Source organism: Nocardia farcinica (assembly GCF_029867845.1).
GTDB classification, from domain to species: domain Bacteria; phylum Actinomycetota; class Actinomycetes; order Mycobacteriales; family Mycobacteriaceae; genus Nocardia; species Nocardia farcinica_A.
Map to the genome: position 1 here is coordinate 1 of NZ_JARWRU010000923.1, position 1,288 is coordinate 1,288.

Below are 1,288 nucleotides of genomic sequence, written 5' to 3' on the forward strand. Positions count from 1 at the left end.
CCACCTCCAGCCCGCCGGCGTCGGCCTCATCGCGGGGTCCGGCAGGGGGGAGGGGGGGGGGCGGTGGCCCAGGCCGTGGTCGGGCGCCACCAGGGCGCCGGGCAGCGGGGCCGATGACCTGGAGATCAGCGCTTCGAGTACTGAGGCGCCTTGCGCGCCTTCTTCAGACCGTACTTCTTGCGCTCGGTGGCACGCGGGTCGCGCGTCAGGAAGCCGGCACGCTTGAGCGCGGGGCGGTCCTCCGGGGTGACCTCGATGAGGGCACGCGCGATGGCCAGACGCAGGGCGCCTGCCTGGCCCGAGGGGCCACCGCCGACCAGGCGGGCGTGGATGTCGAAGGACTCGGTCCGCTCGACGGTCACCAGCGGCGACTTGACCAGCTGCTGGTGCACCTTGTTCGGGAAGTAGTCCTCGATGGTGCGGCCGTTGAGCACGAACTTGCCGGTGCCGGGCACCAGACGGACGCGCACGACGGCTTCCTTGCGACGGCCGACGGTCTGGACCGGGCGGTCGATGATCGGGGCGGCGTAGACCTCGCCCTCACCCTCGTAGCCGTAGTCCTCGTCGACGACCTCGACGGCCGCGTCCTCGGCCACGAATTCCTCGTTGTATTCCTCGGGAGCGGTCACTGGGCCACCTGCTTGATCTCGAACGGAATCGGCTGCTGAGCCGCGTGCGGATGGTTCGGGCCCGCGTAGACCTTGAGCTTGCCGGCGATCGCGTTGCCCAGCTTGTTCTTCGGGATCATGCCCTTGACGGCCTTCTCCACCAGACGCTCGGGACGGGTCTCCAGCACCTGGCCGACAGTGCGCGACTTGAGGCCGCCGGGATGCCCGGAGTGGTGGTGGATCAGCTTGTCCTGCCGCTTGTTGCCGCTGATGGCAACCTTCTCGGCGTTGATGATGATGACGAAGTCGCCACCATCGACGTGCGGGGCGTAGGTCGGCTTGTTCTTGCCGCGAAGCAGCGTCGCTGCCTGCACGGCGAGACGGCCGAGCACTACGTCAGTGGCGTCGATGACGTACCACTTACGGGTCACGTCACCCGCCTTGGGGCTGTACGTAGGCACAGTGCATCCCTGTCTGTCGTCGGTACTGCCGGCCCAGCGTGTGGTCGAGGTCGTCCCGGCGGCCGGTTGAGACCCGGGCCCCGATGTGGCCCACACGCCAGCGAGCCACGATACCAGGCGCGCATGCCCGGACCGGAATCGGGGGGGGGGGGGGGCCCCCCCGCCCCCCCGGCCCCCCCCCCGGCCCGCCGGGGCGCGGGGGGGGGGGGGGGGGGGCGG

The 1,288-nt window shown here is 70.8% G+C and carries 2 protein-coding genes; both read right to left on the minus strand.

Annotated features, from left to right (window positions below; translation table 11 throughout):
* Positions 1-125: 125 nt before the first annotated feature.
* Positions 126-629, minus strand: a complete 504-nt coding sequence (gene rpsI / locus QH283_RS20290; protein ID WP_280504562.1) for a 30S ribosomal protein S9 — start codon at positions 627-629, stop codon at positions 126-128.
* Positions 626-1,069: a 50S ribosomal protein L13 gene (gene rplM / locus QH283_RS20295; RefSeq protein WP_280504563.1), complete on the minus strand. Its 444-nt coding sequence runs from the start codon at positions 1,067-1,069 to the stop codon at positions 626-628. Before rplM ends, rpsI begins: the two co-directional genes overlap by 4 nt.
* Positions 1,070-1,288 lie beyond the last annotated feature (219 nt).